1 protein-coding gene is annotated in these 1,522 nt (G+C 72.0%); it reads right to left on the bottom strand.

The genetic code is table 11. The annotated features are described in order from the left end of the window. Positions 1-16: 16 nt before the first annotated feature. Positions 17-1,273 (bottom strand): IS110 family RNA-guided transposase, encoded by a 1,257-nt coding sequence (locus tag Pta02_RS40725; protein WP_203880404.1) that lies wholly within the window; start codon positions 1,271-1,273, stop codon positions 17-19. Positions 1,274-1,522: the final 249 nt, after the last annotated feature.

Genomic DNA, 1,522 nt, shown 5'->3' on the forward strand with positions numbered 1-1,522 from the left:
GATGAGTAGCCCTGTGTCAAGCCGCCGCCGGTTGATCTTGCCGGAGCAGGGCCTGGAGGGCTCCGTGCTTGGCCGGATCGTAGGCGACGCCGTCCTGCCAGCAGTGCCAGATCACATACAGCCAGGCCCGCGCGAGGATGCGGGTGGCATGCGGGTGGTCCTTGCCGCGGGCGAGGGCATCGGCGTACAGCTTGGCCGCCCAGGGGTTGGCGCGCCGGGAGTCGGCGGCGAAGTCGCAGACCGCATCGCGCAGCTGTTTGTTGACCGCCCAGCGGAAGCCGACGCTCTTGTGCTTGCCGGATTGGCGGGTGGAGGGCGCCACGCCGGCCAGGCAGGCCAGCGAGGCCGGGTCGGGGAAGCGGGCCCGGCAGTCGCCGATCTCGGCCAGCAGCCGGGCGGCCCGCACGCTGCCCGAGCGCGGCAGCGAGGTGAACACCTGGGCATCGGCGTGCAGCGCGAGCTGCTCGGCGATCTGCGCCTCCAGTGCCTTGATCTGCTCGACCAGCGCGGCCAGGACGGTCAGCATCGCCCGGGTGACATGCGCTCGCGCCGCCCCGTCGTCGCCGGTCGCGCCGCGGGGTGCGGCCTTCAGGCGGGCCAGCAGCCCGGCCGGGTCCTTGCGGCCGCAGTAGCCGACACTGCTCAGCCAGGCCGCCAGGCGGCGCTGCGACAGCCAGTCGGCGCGTTCCTGGCAGTCGAAGCGGGCCAGGAAGGCCAGGCTGATCGCACTGTCGAGATCGGCGAACAGGCCGACCGCACCGGGGAAGGCCGCACCGAGGTGGGCGCGCAGCTGGTTGCACAGCGCCACCCGGTGGCCGACCAGGTCGCGGCGGGCCCGTACGGTGGCGCGCAGCGTGCGGGTGGCCGGGCTGTCGGGCACCAGCGGGCGCAGCCGGGCGCGGTCGGTGCGCAGGGTGTCGGCCAGCACGAACGCGTCGAACCGGTCGTCTTTGTTGCCGGCCGAGCCGTAGCGGGAGCGCAGGTTCTTGAGCTGGTTCGGGCTGATCACCACCACTGTGAGTCCGGCCTGCAGCAGAGCCTCGACGACCGGGCCGTCGCCGCGCTCGATGGCGACCTCGCACGCTGCGGCCTTGGTCAGGCGGCGGGCGAGCTCCTTCACTCCGGCGTCGGTGTGCTCAACGGTGAAGCGGGTGATCACTTTGCCGGCCGTATCGACCACGCATACGGCGTGATCGGCGCTGGCCCAGTCGAGTCCGGCGGTGACCCCGTTCGGTGCGCTGGTGGGCAGGGACGGGGTGGGGGCATACTGCATGACAGCCTCCTCGCTGCTAGCCCAGTGGGGAGGCACCCTCTTTTCGGTATCGGGACGCGGCAGCCGGTCAGCTCACTGTTCGGCGCTCGATGGCGCTCAGCCCTGTCGACGGTCGGCACGCCCCGAAGAACCGCCGGGCCCCGCAGAACTCATCGTGGACCTCGGGGTCGAGCGAGCAGGGCAGTGGCCCGGCGGCACCTCGGGTGCATCAGCAGTCTCTCGACTACCGACAAGAGGATGGTGCACCAG

The organism is Paraplanobispora takensis, assembly GCF_016863195.1.
GTDB classification, from domain to species: domain Bacteria; phylum Actinomycetota; class Actinomycetes; order Streptosporangiales; family Streptosporangiaceae; genus Planobispora; species Planobispora takensis.

Excerpts from the sequence above, each read along its gene's own strand:
- Pta02_RS40725 (WP_203880404.1), bottom strand. The coding sequence starts at position 1,273 with ATGCAGTATGCCCCCACCCCGTCCCTGCCCACCAGCGCACCGAACGGG.